Origin of the sequence: Roseburia sp. AM59-24XD, assembly GCF_003478445.1 — a bacterium.
In the GTDB taxonomy this organism is placed as follows: Bacteria; Bacillota; Clostridia; order Lachnospirales; family Lachnospiraceae; genus Jutongia.
In genome coordinates, this window is record NZ_QUET01000038.1 from 1 (window position 1) to 25,044 (window position 25,044).

General features: G+C 47.4%; 10 protein-coding genes and 4 pseudogenes. 3 read left to right on the forward strand and 11 right to left on the reverse strand.

What is annotated here, in order from left to right:
• Positions 1-395 precede the first annotated feature (395 nt).
• From DXA20_RS14410 to rpoB, 9 genes and pseudogenes are all read right to left on the reverse strand, one after another.
• Positions 396-617, reverse strand: coding sequence for a type II toxin-antitoxin system MqsA family antitoxin (locus DXA20_RS14410; protein WP_330421031.1), 222 nt, complete (start codon positions 615-617; stop codon positions 396-398).
• Positions 618-622: 5 nt separating this feature from the next.
• Positions 623-937, reverse strand: coding sequence for a DUF4258 domain-containing protein (locus DXA20_RS14415; protein ID WP_243100690.1), 315 nt, complete (start codon positions 935-937; stop codon positions 623-625).
• Positions 938-1,091: 154 nt separating this feature from the next.
• Positions 1,092-3,727, reverse strand: a pseudogene (gene ppdK, locus DXA20_RS14420) (pyruvate, phosphate dikinase).
• 164 nt (positions 3,728-3,891) lie between these two features.
• Positions 3,892-4,275 carry a PH domain-containing protein gene (locus DXA20_RS14425; protein WP_022305100.1) on the reverse strand — a complete coding sequence of 128 codons (384 nt, stop codon included), beginning with the start codon at positions 4,273-4,275 and terminating at the stop codon, positions 3,892-3,894.
• A gap of 89 nt (positions 4,276-4,364) precedes the next feature.
• Complete coding sequence (locus tag DXA20_RS14430) at positions 4,365-6,971, reverse strand: glycoside hydrolase family 3 C-terminal domain-containing protein (protein ID WP_118561720.1); 2,607 nt, start codon at positions 6,969-6,971, stop codon at positions 4,365-4,367.
• Positions 6,968-7,624 (reverse strand): glycoside hydrolase family 3 N-terminal domain-containing protein, encoded by a 657-nt coding sequence (locus DXA20_RS14435; protein WP_118561722.1) that lies wholly within the window; start codon positions 7,622-7,624, stop codon positions 6,968-6,970. The genes DXA20_RS14430 and DXA20_RS14435 overlap by 4 nt, the downstream gene beginning before the upstream one ends.
• A 152-nt stretch (positions 7,625-7,776) precedes the next feature.
• On the reverse strand, positions 7,777-10,287 hold the full coding sequence (locus DXA20_RS14440; protein WP_118561724.1) for a cellulase family glycosylhydrolase: 2,511 nt from the start codon (positions 10,285-10,287) through the stop codon (positions 7,777-7,779).
• 157 nt (positions 10,288-10,444) lie between these two features.
• A pseudogene (rpoC, locus tag DXA20_RS18525) lies at positions 10,445-14,196 on the reverse strand (DNA-directed RNA polymerase subunit beta').
• A gap of 50 nt (positions 14,197-14,246) precedes the next feature.
• The gene (gene rpoB / locus DXA20_RS14450) at positions 14,247-18,140 is read right to left on the reverse strand and encodes a DNA-directed RNA polymerase subunit beta (protein ID WP_118561726.1); all 3,894 of its coding nucleotides are present in this window, start codon (positions 18,138-18,140) and stop codon (positions 14,247-14,249) included.
• Between the two features lie 213 nt (positions 18,141-18,353).
• Between rpoB and DXA20_RS14455 the strand changes: the two genes are divergently transcribed.
• The gene (locus DXA20_RS14455; protein ID WP_118561728.1) at positions 18,354-20,696 is read left to right on the forward strand and encodes a glycoside hydrolase family 3 C-terminal domain-containing protein; all 2,343 of its coding nucleotides are present in this window, start codon (positions 18,354-18,356) and stop codon (positions 20,694-20,696) included.
• Between the two features lie 59 nt (positions 20,697-20,755).
• Here the strand turns inward: DXA20_RS14455 and spoIIID are convergent, their stop codons facing one another.
• Positions 20,756-21,037, reverse strand: a complete 282-nt coding sequence (spoIIID, locus tag DXA20_RS14460) for a sporulation transcriptional regulator SpoIIID (RefSeq protein ID WP_118561734.1) — start codon at positions 21,035-21,037, stop codon at positions 20,756-20,758.
• Positions 21,038-21,264: 227 nt separating this feature from the next.
• Between spoIIID and trkA the strand changes: the two genes are divergently transcribed.
• Both trkA and DXA20_RS14470 read left to right on the forward strand, forming a co-directional pair.
• Positions 21,265-22,653, forward strand: coding sequence for a Trk system potassium transporter TrkA (gene trkA, locus DXA20_RS14465; protein ID WP_022305109.1), 1,389 nt, complete (start codon positions 21,265-21,267; stop codon positions 22,651-22,653).
• A gap of 13 nt (positions 22,654-22,666) precedes the next feature.
• A pseudogene (locus DXA20_RS14470) lies at positions 22,667-24,138 on the forward strand (TrkH family potassium uptake protein).
• A 151-nt stretch (positions 24,139-24,289) separates the two neighbouring features.
• Here the strand turns inward: DXA20_RS14470 and DXA20_RS16265 are convergent.
• Positions 24,290-25,044, reverse strand: a pseudogene (locus DXA20_RS16265) (hypothetical protein); the annotation flags it as partial.

A 25,044-nucleotide genomic window follows, 5' to 3' on the forward strand; every position in this document is an offset into this window, starting at 1 on the left:
TGTACAGGTTTCTTTTGTCTTGCCATAATAAAAGGCCCTCCTAATGATATTTATTTTATCATAGAAGAACCTTCTAATCATTATTTTACAGAAAAAGTATCACACTCTCAATAATACTTGTGAATCATCACAATCATATATTACTGCACAAGACTGATTATTTGCTATCAATGCCTTCATTGTTCGTTCCACTAATACATCCACTTGATTTTTATCTTTATTTTGCCAGTATATCTCCATGCTCAGCCTCCGTTTTTGTTTTTCTATATCAATTATTATACCTAATAAGTTTTCTTTCTTCTATATCAACTAAAGAAAACTAAAATTTGCCTTAACACAAAAAGCCCGCCAGCACCCCATTCTCAGTGCATTGACGAGCTTGACTATTTCTTTATTTAAGCAACTTTTGAATAATCCAAAACAGCAATTTCCTGCATCATCTGTTTTGCAGCATTCACCATCTTCTCTAACTTTTCTGCAACATCATCTGTATAAAACTTTTCTCCGCATTGCTCACATTCTTCACAAGGTACATTTTTAATTACAATAATCGCACCATTGTAATTAACAACATGCGTAGTCAAGCTTGGTGTCACAGTGTCACATTTGCAAAACATACACATTAGTTTTCCCTCCTTGTTTTCAAGTCAGGTTGAAATTTAATAGTATTTGGATAATATGCAGTAATGACAAAAAGCTCTTTTCCATTTGTCCCAGCCACTACATGCAACACCTTATTATCTACTGTATATCCGAACACAAGACAACTCGGATGCGGAAAATCATTAGGATAGTCTTCGATAATTTCTCCTTTGGAAATACAATTTTTTACATCCATTCGTGAAATATCTCGCTCACCCATTCTTTCCAAGCAATGAACAGACCATTTTATTTTATTTTCATTAACTAATTTTCTTAAAATTTCTATCTGCATCATTCCTTCTCCTTTTACTATTATATTAATTTCAACACAAAATCATTCAAAATCCATATTTTTATAATTTCAAAAAATTCCCATCCCAAACTAAATCTTAGCTCGGAATGGGAATCTATTATTACAATATTAAAACTGTATTACATCAGACGATGCCCTACTTGTCAGCGATAGCTGCCTGTGCTGCTGCCAGACGTGCGATTGGCACACGGAATGGAGAACATGATACATAGTCCAGACCGATCTTGTGGCAGAACTCAACAGATGAAGGATCTCCACCGTGCTCACCACAGATACCACAGTGAAGGGAAGGACGAACCTTCTTACCTTTCTCTACTGCCATCTCCATGAGCTGACCAACACCTGTCTGATCAAGCTTAGCGAATGGATCGCTCTCATAGATCTTAGCATCATAGTAAGCATCTAGGAACTTACCGGCATCATCACGGGAGAAACCGAATGTCATCTGAGTCAGGTCGTTTGTACCGAAGCAGAAGAACTCAGCCTCTGTTGCAATCTGATCAGCGGTCAGTGCTGCACGAGGAATCTCGATCATAGTACCAACTTCGTACTTCATCTCAATACCTGCTGCTGCAATCTCAGCGTCAGCTGTTGCAACAACGACATCCTTAACATACTTAAGCTCTTTAACCTCACCAACGAGTGGGATCATGATCTCTGGCTCAACTGTCCAATCAGGATGTTTCTTCTTTACGTTGATTGCTGCACGGATAACAGCACTTGTCTGCATCTTAGCAATCTCAGGATATGTTACAGCAAGACGACATCCACGATGACCCATCATTGGGTTGAACTCGTGAAGTGAGTTGATGATTGCCTTGATCTCGTCTACGCTCTTGCCCTTAGCTTCTGCAAGCTTCTTGATATCAGCTTCCTCAGAAGGAACGAACTCATGAAGTGGAGGATCCAGGAAACGGATGGTAACCGGGTTACCCTCGAGTGCCTCATAAAGAGCCTCGAAATCTCCCTGCTGATAAGGAAGGATCTTAGCGAGTGCTCCTCTCTCTCTTCTACTGTATCAGAACAGATCATCTCACGGAAAGCAGCGATTCTGTCTTCCTCGAAGAACATATGCTCTGTACGGCAGAGACCAATACCCTCAGCACCAAGCTCACGAGCTTTCTTAGCGTCTGCAGGAGTATCAGCGTTTGTACGAACTTTAAGCTTTCTATACTTGTCAGCCCAAGCCATTACACGGCCGAACTCACCAGCGATTGTAGCATCAACAGTTGGGATAAGACCATCGTAGATGTTACCTGTTGTACCATCGATAGAGATCTCAGATCCCTCTGTGTAAGTCTTACCTGCGAGCTCGAACTTCTTGTTCTCCTCGTCCATAACGATGTCGCCACAACCAGATACACAGCATGTACCCATACCACGAGCAACTACGGCTGCATGGGATGTCATACCACCACGAACTGTCAGGATACCCTGTGCACTCTTCATACCTGTGATATCCTCTGGGGATGTCTCAAGACGAACAAGTACAACCTTCTCACCGCGCTCAGCCCACTCTACAGCATCCTCTGCTGTGAATACGACCTTACCGCAAGCAGCTCCAGGAGAAGCACCAAGACCCTTTCCGATCGGAGTAGCTTTCTTCAGCTCAGCAGCATCGAACTGTGGGTGAAGAAGTGTATCAAGGTTACGAGGGTCGATCATTGCAACTGCCTCTTCCTCTGTCTTATGTCCCTCATCAACGAGGTCACAAGCGATCTTTAATGCAGCCGGAGCTGTTCTCTTACCGTTACGGCACTGAAGCATGTAGAGCTTCTTGTTCTCTACTGTGAACTCCATATCCTGCATATCATGGTAGTGATTCTCAAGAGTATCACAAACCTTAACGAACTCAGCATATGCCTCTGGGAACTCCTGCTCCATCTGAGCGATTGGCATTGGTGTACGAACACCTGCTACTACGTCCTCGCCCTGTGCGTTGATCAGGAACTCACCCATAAGCTTGTTCTCACCTGTTGCAGGGTCACGTGTAAATGCAACACCTGTACCAGACTCGTTATTCAGGTTACCGAATACCATAGGCATTACGTTAACTGCAGTACCCCATGAGTAAGGGATATCATTGTCACGACGATATACGTTTGCACGAGGGTTGTCCCATGAACGGAATACAGCCTCTACAGCTAACTTCATCTGCTCTACAGGATCAGATGGGAAGTCTGTACCTAACTGGTTCTTGTACTCAGCCTTGAACTGCTCTGCCAGAGTCTTAAGATCCTGAGCTGTCAGATCAACATCATACTTAACACCCTTCTCTTCTTTCATCTTGTCGATGAGCTGCTCGAAGTACTTCTTACCAACTTCCATAACGACATCAGAGAACATCTGAATGAAACGTCTGTATGAATCATATACGAAACGCTCAAATGTAGGATCCGGGTTACCCTTGATCATTGTAGCTACTACGTCATCGTTAAGACCAAGGTTAAGGATTGTATCCATCATACCAGGCATAGAGGCACGAGCACCGGAACGAACAGATACGAGAAGCGGATTCTCAGAATCACCGAACTTCTTGCCGTTGATCTCTTCCATCTTCTTAACGCCGTCCATGATCTGAGCCATGATCTCGTCGTTAATCTGACGTCCATCCTCATAATACTGTGTACAAGCCTCTGTAGTTACTGTAAAACCCTGTGGTACAGGAAGACCGATGTTGGTCATCTCTGCAAGGTTCGCACCCTTACCACCAAGTAAGTTACGCATGGTCATGTCGCCTTCGCTAAACATATATACCCATTTGTTTGCCATTGTAAAGTTACCTCCTATATTAATAATTGTAATGTTTGATATCGACAGATGGACGCACTACGCCCAAGGACTGCCACATCGCTGTTTCTAGTATAACACACTCTTCCCGTGTATGAAAAGAGTTTTTTCACTTTTTTTGTATCGGTGTCGTACCAACAGGCATCCTATTGGTCATCACCGTCATCAAAATCGCTGTCTTCGCCCATAAATTCACGGTTTGTGACACGCTTTTTCTCCCTGTTCTCCTCCACAAGCTGCGACAGCTGCTCCTTGACCTGTCTTGGATCCTTAATATTTTTAATCTCAAAGTTGCCAAGCGTCTTGTCTGCAGAAGAAACCTGAATGGTTCCGATCCGGAATATTTTCTGTGTCAATGTCTGGCTCAGCGAGATATCCAGGATACGGTACAGACGCACTTCATCCTCCACCGTCTTTAATAAACCGCTGGTAATAAAAAGTCTGTCACCGGTCAGTGCATACTTTGTAAATGTCCAGGGAAGCCCCAGTGCATTTCTCTTGCGTTCTTTCCAGATAAAATTTGTTTCCATATCCTCCTCTTTTCTGCGTGTACTGCTTCTGCTGTATCTGCATCCGACACGCTCTGATACAGATTCCTTCACAATAACTTCCGTCTGTTCTACGAAGCCTTCTCGAATCTCCAGCGGCAGATCCGCACATCGCCCTGACAACGAAGCCGGAGCACTGTTTCGCTGCCAGCCTTTCCAAGATCCTCCAAAGGAATCGACAGATGACGAAAACCTCTGCCGTGCGGTGCATTCTTCGCCGTTGCCGCGGCAGCCCAGCCCGGATTATCACCGGCACCGGACAGATCATCGAATTCCGGCACGATAAAGGATGCATGAGGGACACCATCCAGATATATATCCATGGTACTCTGCGCCAGTGCATCCGCATCGATCACCAGACAGTCCGCTCCCTCCGGGATATAAACGCTGTCATATTCCAGGATCAGGCAATCGTCCTGCCGTTCTCCGGCATCCTCCGTTCTCGTCACTTCATTTATATTCTGCCATAATCCGCTAACTTTTTCAAACAAATCCTCGGGTGCATGCGTATCTGCTTTATGTGCAACACTGTCATATCCCATATGACCTTCCCAGAGATATCCATTCTGAGAACGGTCGTAATGATCGGCCGGCTGCCATGCAGCACCGTCACGCACACCGCGTTCCTGCCCCTGAAGGGTTATCTCTGCAACACAATCAATCTGTGCAGAAGAATGTCCTGCCTGAAGTTCATAGCTTCCCGGCTCCAGAAGCATTTTCCTCTGAACCGTATCATAATAGCGAAGCTGCTCCACGGGCACTTCAAAGCTTACCCGGCGTTCTTCCTGCGGTGCCAGCGCCTTCACGCGCGCAAAGGCAGCAAGCGTACGGATCGGTCGTTTGACCGCAGAAGCCTTCTTTGCAAAATAAATCTGAACCACTTCGTCCTGCACCTGCACAGCTTTGTCCTGACCCATATTTCGGACAGTGCATTCCACATGAACGGACTGTCCATCCTCTGAAGTCTCTGCAGTCAGATCACAGATTTCTGTCTGCGCATAGGTGAGTCCATGTCCAAACGGATACAGCACATCCCCCTTGAAATACTGATAGGTTCTCTCCCTCTGAATAATGTCATAATCATCCATATCCGGCAGCTGACTGTCATCCCGATACCATGTCATATTGAGTCTGCCTGCCGGTGCTTTCTTACCGAATAAAACATCCGCAAGACCATTGCCCAGTTCCATGCTTCCGCCGGCTGTGACCAGAATAGCCGGTATGTTTTGCTTTTCCCAGCCGATCGCATAAGGTACACTCGTTACCAGTGCCGCGATCAGACGGGGATTTGCCTGATAAAGCTCCTGCACCAGCGTACGCTGATATGGCGGAAATGCAATATCCTTCCGATCCACCTCTTCTTTGCAGGTGATCATCGGATGCGCTCCGCCAACATAAATAACGGTGTCTGCTTTTGCGGCTGCATCCTTCGCACTGCGGATTCCATCCTTCACCAGTACCGGACAAATCGGCGGCAGGCTGCGGTATCTGCTTCCGGTGATCGTCTCATACGTTCCGTTTCTTCTGCCGTCAAAGTCCGCATCGCCGAACATATGCTGATGACCATGCGTATCCGTATAGCTTACAATACGGCGCACCTCGCCGTCCTCCGCAAATCCGTTGTCATCCTGTACACGGATGCGGTTCTGTTCATCCACAAACAGCGCTCCTTTATTCCATGCACGAAGAACCATTTCCTCTCCATTTCGGAGAATTTCCGGGAATCTGCTGTCCACAGAAAGGGACAGACTCTTTTCTTCGGATTCCTTCAGATCGGTGAGGTTGACCTGTGCATGAAATACCTCTTTGACGAACCAGCCAAAGGCAGCCTTAGCTGTTGCTGTGATCGTTCCGCCACGATATACCTTATCCTCGTCACAGCCATCCTGTGTAGTCAACAGCATGCCATTGCTTTTTGCTTTCAGTGTCATCTGCTCTCTGTCCCATAAAACGGACTCAAAAATCTCCGCATGCGCCTCATCAACCAGACCGATTGTCTTGCCGTCCTCCAGAATACCGATATATTTGTCGCCACACGCAAGCTTGATCTCCGGCACACCTGACTCAAAAATAATATGATCCATGCCGTCCATCGCCGCACGGATTCCCTCAAGCGGTGTCACAGAATACGGGGGGATTCCGGAATACCAATCCATAAACCATTCGCCGGCAGACGGTCCGATCACCGCAAGCTTCTTATCTACCGTAAAATGCTCTGCAGACAGAGGAAGAAGCTTTTGCCCCTCCAAAGCATCATTTTTCAACAGTACAACAGACTCGCCTGTCAGCTCTCTTGCTGTCTGCTGATATTCCGGAAGGTTCAGACCATACTCCTTCTCCTCCTGCTCATCAAAAAGTCCAAGACGGAACAACGTGCTGAAATGGCATTTTAATGCACGATCAATATCGTTCATATCGATCATTCCAAGTTCGTAGGCTTCTCTTGCACCCTCCATAACTGCATCAATATCATCGGTAAAGCAGTCGATGCCCGCCTTTAAGCCCTCCGCGATCGTCTCCGTATGGGAACCGAAATAATGATGGCAGTCCACGGTCTGCTTCATATCGCCGCCATCACAGACAACGTGATGGATCCCCCACTGCTCCTTTGCAAGCTTTTGCACCTCATGATTCAGGATCGCCGGCACACCGTTGATCTCATTGTAAGACGTCATCATTGCCTCGGCACCGCCTCCACAACGGCGCGGCAAAACGGCTCCAGATAATATTCATATTTATTGCGCGGATCGATGGAGGAGGATTTCCACACACGACCATCCTCTACATTATTCGCATAGAAATGCTTGAGCGTTGCACCGCACCGAATATGTTCCCCGTCACCGCGCATTCCCTGAATATATGCGGATGCCATCTTCCCGGTAAGATACGGATCCTCCCCATATGCCTCCTCGGTACGTCCCCATCGCGGATCACGTTCCATGTCGATCGTCGGCGCCCACAGACACAGACCTCCTCTGCGTCCTTCCTTCTCAAATACAGCTCTCGCCTCGGTGCCTACAATCTCGCCCGCCTGCCGGATCAGCTCCGTATCCCAGCTTGCACTCATGCCGACCGGATTCGGAAAAATTGTCGTTGGCTGCGGTTCACCCTTATCAAAACTCTGATCATGACGCATCTGTAAACCATGTGCCCCCTCACAGCCCACGAAGAAGGCAGGGATGCCAAGGCGCTCAATCGCAGGATTCCCGGTTCCGAGGCAGGAAAACTTCTCCTCTAAGGTGAGCGCATTTACAAGATAATCCAGTCTTTCTTCGATTGTTTTCTCTGAATCCCACAAAGGATTGTTTCTGTTTGTATTCTTCTCTGACATGATAATTTCCTTTCCGTTTAAATGATAAATAAAACACGCAATTCATTATTTATAGGGAATGAACGGTTTCGCATAAATCCAAAACAGGATCCGGTTTTCCTGCCGGACCCTGTCGAAGTTATCATACCATACTTCTTACTGAAAAATATGAATTATTTTTTAATTTTCATTGTTTTTTTGATGCCTGCTTTGCTGTTAAGCAGCTTCTTATATGCCTTCAGCTTCTTTGCCGGCACCTTGAAAACAGCCTTTTTGTGAATGCCCTTAAATGCATTCTTCCCAACGCTCTTTAATTTCTTGGATTTAATATCGACTGTCTTCAAATTCTTGCATCCGGCAAACGCATTTGCGCCGATTGTCGTAATGTTTGCACCAATCGTAACCTTTTTCAACTTCTTATTGTTCTTAAATGCATTTTTGGCAATGGAGGTTACCTTGTAGGTAACGCCACTGACCTTCACGGTTGCAGGAACTGTAACAGTTGCCTTCTTATTGTTCAGTGGTGCTTTGTACTCAACCGTATTTGACTTAACATTGGAAATCTTGTAAGAAGCATTCTTGTCCTTGACAATATCTCCCTTCGCAACGGTGATCGATGACGGTGTCGGAACCTGTGCCGTCTGAACCGGTGCTTTCGTAGCAGCCGGAACTGTTGCTGTCGGCGCCAGTGCAGATGGATTTGGACTCTGCGTTGGCATTACAACATCATCTGACGGGTACGGAACCGGTGTTCTTCTCGGAGGAACCGGTAATGGGCTTACCTCTGGGAATGGTGCATCGGATGCAAACAGCTCGATCTTTGTAAATACCGGTTTGTTTGATGCAGAAATCCACAGAATGCTCTTGCCCTGTAACAGATCCTCGTCAATGGAGAAGATCTTTCCGCTCCAGCTTTCCTCTGCGCTGATATTTGTTTCCTTACCATTGGTGCAGTTTTCAAGAGCACCACTATTGGCAGCCTTCAGCTTCTCATTCGGATCATACAGCCCCTTCTCCGGAGGGAAATTCTCTTTAAACTCTGCGGATGCAAGCTGCAGTGCAGAGGAATCGATATCATTGTTCTCACAGGTAACTCTTACATATAAATGCTTGACATTCTTTAATGCCTCGGAATAAATGACTGCCCAGTATCCATAGCTGTTACAGTGATAATACCAGTCATTGGTTCCGTCATTTGAGAGTACGGTAAGTGCCGGCTCACAGTATGTCTCGTTGTCTCCACCGTTCTTTTTCCATTTTCCTTCCCAGGAATATACCGGTGTAAGCCCACTCTCATCCTGCACTTCTGTATACAGCGGCTTTCCGGTATTGACCTTTGCTTTCCTGCCAATGCCCTGTGCGCCTGTCATGTCAAGAATTGCCTGAGCGACATCATCGTATGAAATGATATTTTTCTGACGGTTAAACCATCCGCCGTTATCCCAGAGTACAGGGATCATGCCTTTCTCCAGTGCATACTGTCCCATTTCGTAAATATAGTTGGCAATTCCATCGGCTGCGGTTGTCTGAACGCCATACTCACCAATGATAACGCCATATCCCTGTTCGGTAAATTTACTCATCTTATCCAGTTCAGCATGCATTGCCTTAATATCTTCATCGGTACCCCAGTCGTAAAGACGCGCTGCGCCACCCTCAACCTGATGGTACTCGCTTCCACCACAGTAATTCCACGGTGTGTAGTAATGAACCGATACGCTGAGCTTGCTGACACCATTCTCCTTGATCGGATCGGTCGGCATTACAAAACGGTCATCGCAAGTTCTTTCGATGTTGGTGCTGTAGCCGGCGATCAGCAGATATCTCTTCTCATTGTTGCCACCGGACTTACGGACAATATTTACAAATTCCTGATTGATCTTGTTCATTGTCTCGTACTGCTCATCAACGGTTAAGACACCTGTCTTGTTGTTGGTGTCGCGCTTTACCCAGTTGTCGTTGAGACGATCTCCGAGTTCCTCGTTCGCAGATTCGAAGATCAGACGGTCAGAATAATCTCTGTAGCGGTTGCTGACCTGCGTCCAGATCTGTCTGAAACGAGCCCATGCCTGCTTGCGGACAGACTCATCAGCATCACCGAACTGTCCCCACCAGTCTCCGTCATAATGAATGTTTACGATCGCATACATGCCATCATTTAAACAATAATTAATGACCTGCTCCACTCTCTGAAGATATCCTTCGTTGATCGTGTATGTCATCTTATCCTCGGAAATATCCATAAGGTTAGACCAGGCTACCGGAATACGGACATTTCGAAAACCATACTGCTTCAGTGTATCTACGTTTTTCTGGGTCAATGCCAGATTGTTTGCAGATGTCTCACAATACTTTACATTTACCTTCGCTTTCTCTTCGTCAGACATCTTGCTGGTATCGATCGCCTGATCCAGAGAGTTACCATAGTTCCAGCCAAGTCCCATTCTACTCATATAAGCGGCTGAATCCATATTGTCACGCATAATTCCATTGTCGCGTGTCACAAATCCGCTTGGCAGCGTTCGTTCTTCCCCAATGTTGTTTGGCGCTGCTGTTGCTGTTGCCGAAGCTTCCTCTGCATTGGCAGTCTTTTTCACGGATGCAATACCGATTCCGCTCGCCGAACTTACCACCATTGCCAATGAAAGAACGGATGCCAATATCTGTTTTGTAAACTTCCTCATCTCATCATTCCTTCCTTTTCGTTATAATAAATTTGCATATAGGCAATATGTATACACCTACACAGTAAGCTTATCATGTTTTTATGCATATTGCAACAAAAGAGGCATCCTATCCGCAGATAAAATACCTCTTAAAAATTCTTATATAATTGATCGATTAGGCATCGATATCTCCATCATCCTCGGTGGACGTTGAATATACAAGCTCGCCATCAGAAGATGCAAAATCCTTTGCAGGCTCTTCCTCTGCAGCGACCTCTTTCTCTTTTGCTTTCTCGCGCTTGTCGTCCTTCTTGTTCTCTTCCTCCGACTTAGCAGCCTTTTCTGCACGGATCTGTGCGATCTCGCGCTCTGCCTCTTCATCACAGTCGAGTTTCACGGAACGATATCTCTTCATACCGGTTCCTACCGGAATCAGCTTACCAATGATAACATTCTCCTTCAGACCTACGAGAGGATCGATCTTGCCCTTGATCGCGGCATCGGTCAGAACCTTTGTGGTCTCCTGGAAGGATGCTGCTGACATGAAGGAATTGGTTGCGAGTGCAGCCTTTGTGATACCAAGCATAACCTGACTTCCCTCCGGCGGCTCCTTGCCTTCCTTCGTCAGTTCTTCTACGGTATCCTCGTAGTCAAGTGCATCTACCATTACACCCGGCAGATAATCGGAATCTCCGTTGTTCTCGATACGGATCTTCTTGAGCATCTGGCGCACGATAACCTCGATATGCTTATCGTTGATATCTACACCCTGCAGACGGTAAACCCTCTGTACCTCGCGGATCATGTAATCCTGCACGGCACGCACACCCTTGATCGCAAGGATATCGTGTGGATTTACACTACCCTCTGTCAGCTCATCACCGGCCTCAAGCTCCTGTCCCTCCAGAACCTTGATACGGGAACCGTATGGGATCAGATAAGCCTTGCTGTCACCGGTTTCTTTATTGGTTACGACAACCTCACGCTTCTTCTTAGTATCACGAACGCTTACAGTACCGCCGAACTCAGCGATGATTGCAAGACCCTTAGGCTTACGTGCCTCGAAAAGCTCCTCGACACGAGGAAGACCCTGTGTGATATCATCACCGGCTACACCACCGGCATGGAATGTACGCATGGTAAGCTGTGTACCAGGCTCACCGATGGACTGAGCAGCGATAATACCGACAGCCTCACCAACCTGTACCGGCTCACCTGTTGCCATGTTAGCACCATAACATTTTGCACAGACACCGATGTGAGACTTACATGTCAGGATTGTACGGATCTTGATCCGTGCCTTAGGACCGGCATCCATAACAGCCTTTGTTCTCACAATACGTGCTGCGCGCTTCGGTGTGATCATGTGGTTTGCCTTCACGATCAGTTCACCGTTATCATCATAAATATTCTCACAGGAGAATCTTCCTGTAATACGTTCTTCCAGAGACTCGATCAGCTCCTTGCCATCTGCAAACTCGCCAATCTCCATGCCCGGAATCTCGTCTCTTTCTGCACTACAGTCAACCTCACGGATGGAAAGCTCCTGAGATACATCAACAAGTCGACGTGTCAGGTATCCGGAATCGGCTGTACGAAGCGCTGTATCGGACAGACCCTTACGAGCACCATGCGCAGAAATGAAGTACTCCAGTACGTCAAGACCCTCACGGAAGTTAGACTTGATCGGGAGTTCAATCGTACGACCGGATGTATCCGCCATCAGTCCACGCATACCGGCAAGCTGCTTGATCTGTGCCTGGGAACCACGGGCTCCGGAATCCGCCATCATAAAGATGTTGTTGTAACGATCCAGACCAGCCATCAGAGCCTTTGTCAGCTTATCATCGGCTGCGAACCATGTATTTACAACTGCCTTGTAACGCTCCTCCTCCGTCAGAAGACCACGGTGGAACTTACGTGTAATTGTCTCAACGGTCTTTTCTGCATCCGCAAGAATATCCTTCTTCGCTGCAGGCACGGTCATATCGGAAATAGATACTGTCATGGCTGCACGGTAGAATACTTGTAACCTAATGCTTTAATATGATCCATTGTCTCGGCAGTTCCTGTTGCGCCGTGTACATCAATACATTTCTCAAGAATCTGCTTCAGCTGCTTCTTACCTACATGGAAGTCTACCTCCAGTGTCAGGAAGTTGTCCGGATTGCTTCGATCTACAAAACCTAAATCCTGTGGAAGGATCTCATTGAAGATGAAACGTCCGAGTGTAGACTCAATGTTCTTGATCTCAACCTCTCCCTGCGCATTCACACCACTTCTGCGGACTGTGATGCGGGAATGAAGTGTTACAACACCATTCTCATAGGCTGTGATTGCCTCGTTAATAGACTTGAAAAACTTGCCCTCACCCTTAACACCCGGTCTTTCCTGTGTCAGATAGTAGATACCAAGCACCATATCCTGAGAAGGAACGGCAACCACACCACCATCAGACGGCTTTAACAGGTTGTTTGGAGAAAGAAGCAGGAAACGGCACTCTGCCTGCGCCTCAACGGACAACGGAAGATGGACAGCCATCTGGTCACCATCGAAATCGGCATTGAACGCGGTACATACGAGTGGATGAAGCTTGATTGCCTTACCCTCAACAAGTGTAGGCTCAAATGCCTGAATACCAAGTCTGTGAAGTGTAGGGGCACGGTTTAACATAACCGGATGCTCACGGATAACCTCCTCGAGCACATCCCATACCTCCGGCTGAAGCTTTTCAACCATTTTCTTTGCCTGCTTAATGTTATGTGCAGTTCCGTCAGAAACAAGCTCTTTCATAACGAAAGGCTTAAACAGCTCGATCGCCATCTCCTTCGGAAGACCGCACTGATAAATCTTAAGCTCCGGACCTACAACGATAACGGAACGTCCGGAATAGTCAACACGCTTACCTAACAGGTTCTGACGGAAACGTCCCTGCTTACCCTTGAGCATGTCGGACAGTGATTTGAGAGGTCTGTTTCCGGGACCTGTAACAGGACGTCCACGACGACCGTTGTCGATCAGGGCATCTACTGCCTCCTGAAGCATTCTCTTCTCGTTGCGGACAATGATATCCGGAGCACCTAACTCGAGAAGTCTCTTCAGACGGTTATTTCTATTGATGATACGACGATACAGATCATTCATATCGGATGTTGCAAAACGTCCTCCGTCCAGCTGTACCATTGGACGAAGATCCGGTGGTATAACCGGGATAACTGTCAGGATCATCCACTCAGGCTTATTTCCTGATCCACGGAATGCTTCGATTACTTCCAGTCTCTTGATGATACGCGCACGCTTCTGACCGGATGCATTCTTAAGCTCCTCCTTAAGTGTATTGGACTCTTCCTCGAGATCGATGCTCATCAGAAGCTCCATGATGGACTCTGCACCCATGCCTGCACGGAATGCATTGCCATAGTTCGCTCTGGCTTCCTGATACTCTGCCTCAGACAGGATCTGCTTCTGCTGCAGACCAATTCCGTCCTGAGCCTCGAGTACGATATATGACGCAAAGTAGAGTACCTTTTCAAGGTTCTTTGGAGATACATCGAGAATCAGACCCATACGGCTTGGGATTCCTTTAAAATACCAGATATGTGATACCGGCGCAGCAAGCTCGATGTGACCCATACGCTCACGACGAACGCTTGCCTTTGTAACCTCTACGCCACAACGGTCGCAGACAACGCCTTTATAACGAATCTTTTTATATTTACCACAATGACACTCCCAGTCCTTGCTTGGTCCGAAGATCTTCTCACAGAACAGACCGTCCTTCTCAGGCTTTAATGTTCTGTAGTTAATTGTCTCCGGCTTCTTAACCTCACCCCGGGACCACTCTCTGATCTTTTCCGGAGAGGCAAGACCGATCTTGATTGCATCATATGTGATATGCTTTTCTTCCTTTACAGTACTATCTACCATAGTAACCTCCATTCTTCCACATCCAGGTTGTGTAAATCCGAAGTTTCGTCTTATAACAGATCCGGTTCCTCGGAAGCTTCAAAATCGCCAAAAATGTCGTCATTCTCAAGCTCTTCAGCAGTACCCTCTTTGAAACCTGCAGCCTCGAAGGACTCTCCGTTGCCAAATGCAAAGTTGGCATCGCCATCGATGAGCGGCTTGATATCCTCATCACGATCCTCTTCAACGCTCTCTGTCATCGGTACTTCGTTACCGTCCTCATCCAGAACCGTAACATCAAGTGCAAGTGCCTGAAGCTCCTTAAGAAGTACCTTAAAGGACTCTGGAATACCAGGATCAGAGATGTTCTCTCCCTTGATGATCGCCTCGTATGTCTTCACACGACCAACGACATCATCGGACTTCACAGTCAGGATCTCCTGAAGTGTATATGCAGCACCATAAGCCTCAAGTGCCCAAACCTCCATCTCTCCGAAACGCTGACCACCGAACTGTGCTTTACCACCGAGTGGCTGCTGTGTTACAAGAGAGTAAGGACCGGTAGAACGAGCATGGATCTTATCATCAACCAAATGGTGGAGCTTGAGGTAATGCATGAAGCCTACCGTTACTTCGCCATCGAAATACTCACCTGTTCTACCATCGCGGAGACGAACCTTACCATCACGGCGGATCGGAACGCCCTTCCACTGCTGACGATATTCCTTGTTCTCAACCAGATAGTTCATAACCTCCGGATCAAGGACATCTTTATATTTATCTACGAAAGGCACAACGTCTGCCGGATACTCAACGCCATCCTCTGCAGCCTTTGCCTTTTCTGCCGCAAGCTCTTCCTGATCAAGCGGTGTATTGGCATAATCATTTGCCATCTCGAGTGTATCCATGATGTCGTGCTCATTTGCACCATCAAAGACAGGAGTTGCTACGTTAAATCCCAGGACCTTTGCAGCCAGACTCAGATGAATCTCCAGGACCTGACCGATGTTCATACGTGAAGGCACACCCAGAGGGTTCAACACGATATCCAAAGGACGACCGTTTGGAAGGAATGGCATATCCTCCACAGGAAGTACTCTGGAAACCACACCCTTGTTACCATGACGTCCGGCCATCTTATCTCCAACCTGGATCTTACGCTTCTGTGCAATATAGATACGAACGTTCTCATTCACTCCCGGCGGAAGCTCATCGCCGTTCTCTCTGGTAAATACCTTGGCATCTACAACGATACCAAACTCACCATGAGGAACCTTGAGTGATGTATCACGAACTTCTCTTGCCTTCTCGCCGAAGATCGCACGAAGAAGTCTCTCCTCTGCCGTCAGCTCTGTCTCACCCTTCGGTGTAACCTTGCCGACCAGAATATCGTTGGCGCGAACCTCAGCACCGATACGGATGATACCTCTCTCATCCAGATCCTTGAGTGCGTCATCACCAACGCCCGGAACATCACGGGTAATCTCCTCGGCACCAAGCTTTGTATCTCTTGCCTCGGCATTGTACTCACTGATGTGTACGGATGTGTAAACATCCTCCTGAACCAGTCTCTCACTGAGAAGAACCGCATCCTCGTAGTTATAACCTTCCCATGTCATGAAACCGATGAGAGGGTTCTTACCAAGGGCGATCTCTCCACCGCAGGTAGAAGGACCGTCTGCGATAACCTGTCCTGCCTTGACCTCGTCACCCTTGTTGACTAAAGGTCTCTGGTTCATACTTGTTCCCTGGTTGCTTCGCTGGAACTTTGCTAATTTATAATTATGAACGGTTCCTGTTGTCTCCTTAATGATGATCTCATTGGAAGCGGAACGTTCAACCACACCATCTGCCTCTGCGATCACACAGTTACCGGAGTCGATCGCTGCCTTCATCTCCATACCTGTACCAACCGCAGGAGCCTCTGTTACAAGAAGCGGCACCGCCTGACGCTGCATGTTGGAACCCATCAGGGCACGGTTTGCATCATCGTTCTCAAGGAATGGGATCATGGCTGTTGCAACAGAGAATACCATCTTAGGAGATACGTCCATCAGATCGATATCCTTCTTCGGAAACTCGGATGTCTCCTCGCGGCGGCGACCGGATACGCTGTTACGTACAAAGTAGCCGTTCTCATCGAGTGCCTCATTCGCCTGTGCAACGGTATATTTATCCTCCTCGTCAGCAGACAGATAAACAACCTCATCTGTAACACGAGGATTTGCAGGATCTGCCTTGTCCACCTTACGGTAAGGAGCCTCGACAAAACCATACTCGTTAATACGTGCATAAGATGCCAGAGAGTTGATCAGACCAATGTTAGGTCCCTCAGGAGTCTCTACAGGACACATACGTCCATAATGAGAATAGTGGACATCTCGCACCTCGAATCCGGCACGGTCTCTGGACAGACCACCCGGCCCCAATGCGGAAAGACGACGCTTGTGAGTCAGCTCACTGAGCGGGTTATTCTGATCCATAAACTGTGACAGCTGGGAACTTCCGAAGAACTCCTTCACTGCTGCCGTAACCGGCTTAATATTGATCAGAGACTGTGCTGTGATAGAAGAAAGATCCTGGGTGGACATTCTCTCACGAACAACACGTTCCATACGTGACAGACCGATACGGTACTGATTCTGAAGAAGCTCACCAACCGCACGGATACGACGGTTACCCAGGTGATCGATATCATCATCATTACCAATGCCATACTCAAGATGGATATTGTAGTTGATGGAAGCAAAGATATCTTCTTTTGTGATATGCTTTGGAATCAACTCGGAGATATTGTACTGGATCTCCTCAATAATATCCTCTTCGGACTCGTTCTCATCGAGGATCTGCTTGAGCAATGGATAGTAAACATCCTCTGTCACACCGATGCTCTTCGGATCAACATCCGGCAGATAGTAACGCAGGTCAACCATCAGGTTGGAAAGAACCTTTGTTACATGCTCCTCATATTCTACCATCACATAAGGAACTGCAGCGTTCTGGAGCTGTACGGCAATCTCCTCTGTGATCAGTGTTCCTGCTTCCAGTTTCTCACCGGTTACAGTATCAACCGCATCCTCTGCCAGCTTACAGCCAACGATACGATTCTTAAAATGCAGCTTCTTGTTGAACTTGTATCTTCCGACCTTCGCCAGATCATATCTCTTCGGATCGAAGAACATACCGTTCAAAAGATTCTCTGCGCTGTCTACGGAAAGTGGCTCACCCGGACGAAGCTTCTTGTAAAGCTCAAGCAAACCATCCTGATAATTCTCTGTAGTATCCTTCTCAATACTTGCAAGGATCTTTGGCTCCTCACCAAACATCTCCTTAATCTCTGCGTTGGTGCCAAGACCAAGAGCACGCAGAAATACAGTGATCGGAACCTTTCTGTTTCTATCAACACGGACGAAGAAGACATCATTGGAATCCGTCTCATACTCCAGCCATGCACCACGATTTGGGATTACTGTAGAAGAGAATAACTCTTTACCGATCTTGTCATGTCCAATCGCATAGTAAATGCCCGGGGATCGTACCAACTGACTGACGATAACTCGCTCAGCACCGTTGATGATAAAGGTACCTGTCGCTGTCATCAGAGGCAATTCACCCATAAAGATTTCGTGTTCCTTGATTTCCTCAGTCTCTTTGTTGTGCAGACGAACCTTAACCTTTAAAGGTGCGGAATAAGTAGCATCCCTCTCCTTACACTGGTCAATATCGTACTTGCTCTCGTCTCTGCAAAGCTTGAAATCAACAAATTCCAGGCTGAGATGACCGCCAAAGTCAGAGATTGGGGAAATATCCCGAAATACTTCCTTCAGACCATCATCCAAAAACCACTGGTAAGAATTGGTCTGCACCTCAATGAGGTTTGGCATCTCCAGAACTTCTCCCTGATGGGCATAACTCATTCTCACACCGTTGCCTACTTTTACCGGACGTATTCTGTTTTTCTCCATCGCCGTTTCACTCCTTAATTTTGTAGAGTATTTTGTGGCTTTTCAATCCTTAAAAACTATGCTATAATATATTTTATACTAGTTTTAGTTTATAATCTGCCACAATAAGTGCATTTTCCATCTTACCATCTAATTTGATGGTTGTCAAGCATTTCTATTGATTGAATTATTCTTTTCATAAATTTTATCACTTATAATAGGAAAGGAGACATTATGGATATCAAAAAGATGATACAGGATATGACATTAGCGGAGAAGGCAAACCTGTGTTCCGGTGCCGATTTCTGGCATACCGAGACAATTGACCGCATCGGCTTAAAGGCAATCATGGTTTCCGACGGACCTTACGGACTGCGCAAGCAGGAGGAGATCATCAATAATATGGGATGGGCCAAGAGCATTCTTGCCGTTGGATTTCCAACAGCAGCATCCCTGGCGAACTCCTTCGACCGCGATCTGGTTCATGAGGTCGGCAATGCGCTCGGCGATGAATGTCAGGCAGAGGACGTTGCTGTCCTGCTCGGACCGGGTATCAATATGAAACGCTCGCCGCTCGGCGGAAGAAATTTCGAATATTATTCCGAGGATCCGTATCTCGCCGGAGAGATTGGCGCCGCCTTTGTAAACGGCGTGCAGGAGAAAAATATCGGCACCAGCCTGAAGCATTTTGCCGCCAACAATCAGGAAACAAGGCGAATGAATGCCAGCTCCGAGGTCGATGAGCGGACACTGCGCGAAATTTATCTTACCGCCTTTGAACGTGTCGTCAAAAAGGCACAGCCGTGGACCATCATGTGCAGCTACAACCGCATTAACGGATGTTATTCTTGTGAAAATGATTGGCTTCTGAATAAGGTGCTGCGCGAGGAATGGGGCTTTCAGGGGCTTGTCATGACCGACTGGGGTGCGATGAACGACCGTGTGAAGTCATTAAACGCCGGTCTTGACCTGGAGATGCCGGACTGCCACGGCGAGACAGACAAGCTGATCATCAAAGCAGTACAGGAGGGCACCGTTTCCATGAAGACATTAGACAGAACCGTAGAACGGATTCTGACAGCTGTGGATCGGTATTATTCTAATAAGAAAGAAAACGCTTCCTACGATATGGAGGCACATCACCAGCTAGCCCGCAAGGTTGCGGATAACAGTGCTGTTCTCCTGAAAAACGATGGCATTCTTCCATTGAAGGAGTCACAGAAGGTTTCCATTATCGGCGAATTTGCCGAGACGCCCCGAACACAGGGCGGCGGTTCCAGCCACATCAACTGCTTCCGCATCGAGAGTGCTCTGGATGCCCTGAGGGATAATCCAAACATTACATATAAAAAGGGATATGTCGCCGAAAAGGACGAGGTTGATGAGACACTTCTTTCCGAGGCAGTTGCCGCCGCAAAGGAAGCTGAGGTTGCTGTTATTTTCGCAGGACTGCCGGATTCCTTCGAGAGCGAGGGCTTCGACCGCACCCACCTGAATATGCCGGAAAGCCAGAATACGCTGATCCATGAGATCTGTAAGGTGCAGCCAAACACTGTTGTCGTGCTGCACAACGGTTCACCGATCCTGATGCCATGGCTGTCCGAGGTAAAGGGCGTACTCGATCTGTATCTTGCCGGACAAGCTGCCGGTGCCGCCGCAGTCGATCTTCTCTATGGCAAAGCAAATCCATCCGGTAAACTTGCCGAGACCTATCCTCTGCGCATGGAGGATCACCCTGCATTCTTAAACTTCCCGGGTACACACAACGAAGTCCACTATCAGGAGGGTATTTTTATCGGATACCGCTATTACGACAAGCGCAAAATGGACGTATTATTCCCATTCGGTTACGGATTAAGCTATACCTCCTTCCGGTATTCCAATGCAAAGCTGATCGTAAACGGTCAGTCTGTCAGCAGCTCTTCCACAAGTGCGGCAAATGGGCAGAATACAGGCATGGACGTGATCCCGTCTATCCCTGCCAAGCCGGATGATACGATCCAGGTTTCTGTTGATATCACCAACACCGGTGATATTGCAGGCCGGGAGGTTGTCCAGCTCTACGTAAAGAACGCCGCCTGTGAAGAGATCCGTCCGGAACAGGAGCTGAAAAACTTTGCCAAGGTAGCTCTGGAGCCGGGCGAGACGAAAACGATCCTGCTTGATCTGGACGCACGCTCCTTCTCCTATTACAGCATGCAGATCCATGACTGGTATGCACCGTCCGGAGATTATGAGCTTTTGATCAGCGCTTCCTCCAGAGATGTGCGCCAGCGTCTGACGCTCCATCTGGAAAATGATAAAAAGCTTCCGTTCTACGTCGAAGAAATGTCATCCTGCGATGATGTTTACAACTACGCAAATGATCCTTCGCCATTAGATGCCATGCTGGCAAAGAGCGGCTTTACAGACACCTCGGGCGGCGAGAATGACAGCATGGGAGCCGGCACCGCCCAGATGATGCGTGCGATGTTTGCCGACACTCCGCTGCACTCCATTCTCTCGTTCAGTTCCGATAAACTAACATGGAAAGACATCCAGGACACAATCCGTGCGATCAACGAAAAACAGCCGTGATCACACGCTGATTCATTTTGATGTCACACAGAATCCGGGACAGGAGCAATTCCGTGCATTTAATATGCATTTCGGAATTTCTCCTGTTCTTTTTCTTTCAGAAGATATTTCTCCTTAGTGGCCAGTCCGCCACGAATATGACGCTCGGACTTATTGATATCAAGCACCTGACGCACCTGCGCCGCCAATGCATGATTGATCACCGGAAGCTTTTCCGTCAGATCCTTATGTACCGTGCTTTTGCTGACCCCGAATACAGACGCTGTCTGACGGACAGTCGCTTTATGCTCAATCATATACTGTGCCAGCAAAACAGCCCTCTCCTCCAGACATTCCGACAGAGATCCTAAATGATATTTTTCATATTTTTTCTTTTCCACTGAGTATTTCTCCTCATTGATTACCTTATTTCATCCTATGCGTAAAATCGCTGCTTATGAATCAAACCAAATTTTTCTTGAAAGTTATGAGAAAAAAGCATATAGTATAGAGGTGTTTTAGATATGTGTCCCTGACCCACATTGTTCGGATGCGGCAGGTCAGGGTATTTGTTTTGGGAGGTAAGAATATGTTAATCGCAAAAAAACCAGCGAAACAGGGTTTAAGTATTATTATCGTTGGCTGCGGCAAAGTAGGACTTACACTAATCGAACAGCTTGTGAAAGAAGGACACGATATCACAATCATTGACCAGAATGCCAAAAAGGTACAGGAGGTTGCAAACACTTACGATGTCATGGGGATCACCGGCAACGGCGCAAGCCACCGGGTACAGATGGACGCCGGCATCGCTTCCGCCAATCTGCTGATCGCCGTTACAGAGTCGGACGAACTGAACCTGTTGTGCTGTACGGTCGCTAATCAGGTGGCGAATTGCTCCACCATTGCGCGTGTCCGTACACCTGACTACAGCGGTGAGGCAGCATATCTGCGGGACAAGCTCGGGCTTGCCATGATCATCAATCCGGAGCTTGAGGCAGCAAAGGAAATCTCCCGTATTCTCTATCTGCCGACCGCACTCGAAGTCAATTCCTTTGCTCACGGACAGGCAGAGCTGATTAAGATTCAGATTCCAGAGAATAATATATTAGACGGTATAAGCGTTTCCATGCTCAGCAAGAAGATCAACACAAGCGTGCTGATTTGCGGCATTGAACGAAACAGTGCCATGTACATTCCATCCGGTGATTCCCTGCTGCTCGGCGGAGATAAGATCTCCTTCGTTGCACCAAAGGGTCACGGACGCTTTTTCCTTGAGGACATCGGTATCAAGACGAATCAGGTCAAGAGCACGATGATCATCGGCGGCAGCAAGGCAGCTTATTATCTGGCAAAACAGCTTCTCCCGATGGGCGTATCCGTTAAGATCGTGGAGCAGGATCTGAAGCGCTGCGAAACGCTCAGCGAACTTCTTCCAAAGGCCACCATCATCAACGGAGACGGTACAGATGAAGAGCTTCTCGAGGAGGAGGGCATTGATTCAATTGAATCCTTTGTCCCTCTGACCGGTATTGACGAGGAAAATATCCTGCTGACACTTCACGCCAAGCAGATTTCAAATGCAAAGGTCATTACCAAGATCAACCGTATGAACTTCAAGGATGTTATCAGCCGGCTTGATCTGGGAAGTGTGGTATATCCTCGATATATCACTTCCGAAGCGATCGTTGCGTACGTCCGCGCCAAGAAGGATTCCATGGGCAGCAACATTGAGACATTGTATCATATGTTTGATTCCCGTGCAGAGGCGATTGAATTCCGCGTCAACGAGCCATCTGCCGTGACCAATATCCCTCTCATGGATCTTTCCCTGAAGGATAATCTGCTGATCTGCTTTATCAGCCGTAACGGATCGATCCTGATTCCAAGCGGTTCTGATTCTATTAGGGTCGGAGATACCGTTATGGTCGTGACAACGCACACCGGTTTTAATGATCTACGGGATATTCTGAAGTAAAGGATGTAAGGTTATGAATTATTCAATATTAAGATATATTCTCGGTTATGTATTAAAGATCGAAGCAGCATTTATGCTGCTTCCATGTGTTACGTCCCTCATTTATCATGAAGAGGAGGGACGTTACTTTTTTGTAGTTGCCTGTATCTGCATGCTCATCGGTGTTCTGATGACACTGCACAAGCCTAAAAGCACCACCTTCTATCTTAAGGAAGGATGTCTTGCCACCTCCCTGAGCTGGATCCTGCTCAGTCTTTTCGGTGCAATTCCATTCTGGATCAGCGGCGAGATCCCACATTGGAGGATGCACTTTTTGAAACGATCTCCGGCTTTACCACAACCGGCGCCACCGTGCTTGGCAATGTGGAGGCACTTTCCCACACAGCTCTGATCTGGCGAAGCTTCACGCACTGGATCGGCGGTATGGGTGTTCTCGTTTTCCTGCTTGCCATTCTTCCGTTAAGCGGTGGCTCCAGCATCAATCTGATGCGCGCAGAAAGCCCGGGACCGTCCGTCGGAAAGCTTGTTCCAAAAGTGCGTTATACTGCAATGATCCTTTACACGATCTATTTCGGCATGACAATGATCGAGTTTATTTTCCTGCTGGCAGGACATATGCCACTGTTTGATGCACTGACAACTGCATTCGGTACGGCAGGTACCGGTGGCTTTGGCATCAAGAACGACAGCATAATGGGGTACTCCCCCTATATTCAATGGGTTGTCGCCATCTTTATGATCCTGTTCGGTATTAATTTTAACTTTTATTTCTATCTTTTGTACCGGCATTTCAAAAAGGCTGTTTCCATGGAAGAGATCCATTATTATCTCGCCATGATCCTGATCGCCATAACGATCATTTTCCTGAATGTCCGTACGATGTATCCGACCGGATTTGAGGCAATGACACATTCCGTATTTCAGGTAGCTTCGCTGGCAACCTCAACCGGATTTTCGACAACCGACTTTGACCTGTGGCCGCAGACAAGCCAGACGATCCTGATCATCGTCATGTTTGTGGGAGCCTGTGCCGGAAGTACCGGCGGCGGCATCAAGGTTTCGCGTATTGTCATTCTTTTCAAAACGGTTCTGAAGGAATTAAACAGCTACATTCATCCGAAGAGTGTGCGCAAGATCAATGTGGAGGGCAAGCCGGTCGATCATGAGGTGGTCCGCTCCATCAACGTATTTTTCATTACGTTTATTATTATCTTTACACTCTCTGTCTTTGCAATTTCCTTCGAGGATAAGGATCTGGTCACCAACTTTACAGCGGTTCTGACCACCATCAACAACATGGGACCCGGACTTGCAAAGGTCGGACCGACACAGAATTTCGAACAGTTCAATGTATTCTCCAAGCTTGTACTGATGTTTGACATGCTGGCCGGTCGACTGGAGCTGTTCCCACTGCTGATTCTCTTCCACCCGGCGATCTGGAAGGAATCGATTGAGAGTCACCGTAAGAAGAGAGCTAACAAATAGTTTCGTATAGATAATGAAATCTTAGTGATTTCCGAAAAAGTCAGCAGGTTGTTTCATAAAAATATAAATTTGAATATTTCCCAATAAAAAATCGCTTAGACCGTATGGTTTAAGCGATTTTCAAGTATCATTCATTTGAGCTGCAATTCCTCTACCGGACAACGATCCGACACTTTGCGGATGCACCACTCTTCATAACAACCTTCACTACTGCTTTTCCTTTTCTGCGTCCTTTGACAACACCCTTCTTGCTGACACAGATGTATTTCTTACCCTTGATAATCTTATACTTCTTCACGCGATCCTTCGACATCTTCCTGCGGATCACAATCTTAGCTTTTCTGCCTTTCTTAATCTTAAGGACTTTCTTCTTAAGTATCACATATTTGCCATTTGTGCCACCATTATTCAGGCTGCCGTTGTCAAAGCCTGTACCGCTTTGTCCGCTGTTTCCTACACCGGATGTATTATTTCCGGCAGACGAGGTTCCCGATGGAACCTTTGTCGGAGACGGTTGATTCGTTGTCCCCGGCTTCGTGGTGTTCTGCGGCTGATTCGGTGTATTGCTTGCTGTCGGAACCGGCGGATTGCTCACGGACGGCTGACCGGACGTTCCCGGTGCGGCTGTTACCGAAGGACCATTGCTTGTCCCCGGTGCAGCGGATGCCGATGGTTCACTGCTCGTTCCCGGTGCCGGTGTCCGCTGTGTATCCTCGTTGTTTTCTGCATCCTGATGCGCCCGGTAGGTATTCACTAACCAGATTCCGGTCGTTGTCAGATCGGACTCCTCAAAGCCGCCCGTTGTCTTGTTGCAGGAGGTCTTCAGATAAGAAGCGGACTCTCCCTTATTGCAGAAGCTCCAGCAGGCATAACTGATATTCATCGAATCCAGAAATTCGATCCATT